Origin of the sequence: Collimonas sp., assembly GCF_044339385.1 — a bacterium.
GTDB lineage: Bacteria > Pseudomonadota > Gammaproteobacteria > Burkholderiales > Burkholderiaceae_D > Collimonas.
In genome coordinates, this window is sequence record NZ_JBIIVN010000210.1 from 1 (window position 1) to 3,586 (window position 3,586).

Sequence of the window (3,586 nt, forward strand, 5' to 3'; positions counted from 1 at the left end):
GAGCGAACCATTGCGGGGCCGGGCTTTAACCGCTGGCTGGTGCCGCCGGCGGCGCTGGCAATCCACTTGTGTATTGGCATGGCCTACGGCTTTTCGGTGTTCTGGCTGCCATTATCGAAAGCTATCGGGATCAAGGAATCGGTCGTCTGCGCCAAGGATATAGGTTTCTTTGCTGAAATATTCTCCAGCACCTGCGACTGGAAGATTTCCATGCTCGGCTGGATCTACACCATGTTTTTTGTGTTGTTGGGCACTTCTGCTGCCATCTGGGGCGGCTGGCTGGAACACGTTGGCCCGCGCAAAGCCGGCTTCGTGGTGTCGAAGTAATCGATAAGATCGATGCGAGCCAGGCGCCGCAGGTTCAGGTGCAGCAGATTCATTTGTTACGCGATCTGTGCGACACCATGATCAATGGCTCCTTATGCGCCATGGGCAGCATGACACCGTTGCCGGTGTTGTCGGCACTCGATCATTTTCCGGAAGATTTTGGCGCAGGCGCGGCTGATCGGGCCGCCTGATATCGCATCTGAGGAAGCAAGCAACGCAGCTAACCCACGTTCCATCGGAACCAGGAGTATGTGATGAACCAGCTTAACGAACTCGATTACGGCACCCCCGCCAAGCAGTCCGAAAAAATGATCATGCTTGAGATTGATGGCGTGCAGCTTGAAGTCGCTGCCGGTACATCGGTAATGCGCGCAGCGGCGCAAGCCGGGATCAACGTGCCCAAACTATGTGCCACCGACAGTCTCGAACCGTTCGGCTCGTGCCGCCTGTGTCTGGTGGAGATTGACGGTAAAAAGGGCTATCCAGCCTCCTGCACCACGCCATGCGAACCGGGCATGAAGGTGCGCACGCAGACGCCTAAACTGGCCGATATCCGCCGTGGCGCGATGGAACTGTATATCTCCGATCACCCGCTCGATTGCCTGACTTGCCCGACCAATGGCAATTGCGAACTACAGGATATGGCCGGTGTTACCGGCCTGCGCGAGGTGCGCTACGGCTACGAGGGCGATAACCACCTGAAAATGCAGAAGGATGAATCGAATCCTTACTTCACCTACGACCCGTCGAAATGCATCGTCTGCAATCGTTGCGTGCGCGCCTGCGAAGAAACCCAGGGCACCTTCGCTCTGACCATCGATGGCCGCGGCTTTGAATCGCGCGTAGCGGCCGGGCAGATGGACAGTTTCATGGAGTCCGAGTGCGTCTCCTGCGGTGCTTGCGTACAAGCCTGCCCGACTGCGACGCTGACCGAAAAAACCGTCATCATGCTGGGTCAGCCTGAGCACAGCAAGATCACTACCTGCGCCTATTGCGGCGTCGGCTGTTCGTTTAAGGTCGAGATGAAGGGTAATGACGTAGTGCGCATGGTGCCGCACAAGGATGGCCAGGCTAACCACGGTCATTCTTGTGTCAAGGGCCGTTTTGCCTGGGGCTATGCGACGCACAAGGAGCGCATCACCAAGCCGATGATTCGCAGCAAAATTACCGATCCGTGGCGTGAAGTGTCGTGGGATGAGGCACTGACTTATGCGGCAAGTGAATTTCGCCGCATCCAGGCCACGCATGGCAAGGACTCGATTGGCGGAATTACCTCCTCGCGCTGCACCAATGAAGAAACCTATCTGGTACAAAAGCTGGTGCGTGCAGCTTTCGGCAACAACAACGTCGATACCTGCGCCCGCGTCTGCCATTCGCCGACCGGTTATGGATTAAAGCAAACCTTGGGCGAATCGGCTGGTACACAGACTTTTGATTCGGTGATGCAATCCGATGTGATCATGATCATCGGCGCCAATCCGGCCGCTGCGCATCCGGTGCTCGCTTCGCAAATGAAGCGCCGTCTGCGTCAGGGCGCCAAGCTGATCGTGGTCGATCCGCGTAGCACCGAGATGGTGAAGTCGCCGCATGTGCAGGCCGATTATCATTTGAAACTTCGTCCAGGAACCAACGTTGCGCTGATCACCGCACTGGCGCATGTCATCGTATCGGAAGGTTTGCAAAAGGAGGATTTTGTTATCGAGCGTTGCGATCAGAAATCCTACGCCGACTGGAAAGAGTTTGTGCTTCGGCCTGACAATTCGCCCGAAAGAATGGCCGAGATCACCGGCGTCTCTGCGGCTGAACTGCGGGGTGCCGCACGTCTGTATGCAAGTGCCGCCAACGGCGCGATTTATTACGGCCTCGGCGTGACTGAACATGCGCAGGGTTCGACGATGGTGATCGGTATCGCTAATCTGGCCATGGCAACCGGTAATGTCGGTCGCGAGGGCGTCGGTGTCAATCCGTTGCGCGGCCAAAACAATGTGCAGGGCTCTTGCGACATGGGTTCATTCCCACACGAGCTGCCGGGATACCGGCATGTGTCGGACAGCACCGTGCGTGGCGAATTTGAACAATGTTGGGGCGTTAGCTTGAGCCCCGAGCCGGGCTTGCGGATTCCCAATATGTTCGATGCGGCGCTCGATGGCAGTTTCATGGGCCTGTATTGCGAAGGCGAAGATATCGTTCAGTCGGACCCAAACACGCAGCATGTGACCGCTGCGCTGGCAGCGATGGAATGTCTTGTGGTGCAGGATCTGTTTCTCAACGAGACCGCCAAATATGCGCATGTTTTCTTGCCGGGCTCGTCGTTCCTGGAAAAAGACGGCACCTTCACCAATGCCGAACGCCGCATCTCGCGCGTGCGCAAGGTGATGCCGGCCAAGGCCGGCAAGGCCGATTGGGAAGTTACGGTGGCATTGTCGAATGCACTCGGGTATCCCATGAATTACACGCATCCGTCGCAGATCATGGATGAGATCGCCGCGCTGACGCCGACTTTCCATGGAGTCAGCTATGTCAAGCTGGAGCAGGCCGGCAGTTTGTAGTGGCCGTGTAATGACGCCGCGCCGGAAGGCGCGCCGATCATGCATATCAACCGGTTCGTGCGCGGCAAGGGCAAGTTCATCAATACCCAGTATTTCGCTACCGATGAAAAGGTCACGCCGACATTCCCATTGATTCTGACCACCGGCCGCATCCTTTCGCAATACAACGTCGGCGCCCAGACCCGCCGCACTGACAATGTGCAATGGCATAGCGAGGATCGGTTGGAGATTCATCCGCATGATGCCGAAGATCGTGGCATCAAGAATGACGATTGGGTCGGGATTGCGTCGCGCGCGGGCCAGACTGTGCTGCGCGCGACAGTGACCGAGCGGGTACAGCCCGGAGTGGTTTACACTACCTTCCATTTTCCGGAGTCGGGCGCCAATGTGATCACCACCGATAATTCCGACTGGGCCACCAACTGTCCCGAGTATAAGGTGACGGCGGTGCAGGTGCTGCCGGTTAGTCAGCCATCGGTGTGGCAGAAGCAATTCAGCCGCTTCACCGAGCAGCAGTTGAAGCTACTTCAGGGACAGTCCGGTGTGGTGGCGGAGGCCAGCGCCAAGTGATGGGGCAAAGTAGTTGTTGGCGCTAATTGAATCTTGACCCAGCCTGCTGATCGAAATGTGACCCAGGGCTGGTCGCTGCGTTTTGAGTTAGCAGCTGTGGATAAGTCTATCAAACAGTTGGTGTTGAAGCACTCCTTTTT

Annotated in this window: 3 pseudogenes; all 3 read left to right on the forward strand. The window is 57.0% G+C overall.

Annotated elements, in window-relative coordinates:
* Nucleotides 1-321 (forward strand): annotated as a pseudogene (locus ACIQ0R_RS11920) (MFS transporter); the annotation flags it as partial.
* Nucleotides 312-518: pseudogene (locus ACIQ0R_RS11925) on the forward strand (NADH-ubiquinone oxidoreductase-F iron-sulfur binding region domain-containing protein); the annotation flags it as partial. The pseudogenes ACIQ0R_RS11920 and ACIQ0R_RS11925, both read left to right, overlap by 10 nt.
* Before the next feature lie 63 nt (nt 519-581).
* A pseudogene (fdhF, locus tag ACIQ0R_RS11930) lies at nt 582-3,446 on the forward strand (formate dehydrogenase subunit alpha).
* Nucleotides 3,447-3,586 lie beyond the last annotated feature (140 nt).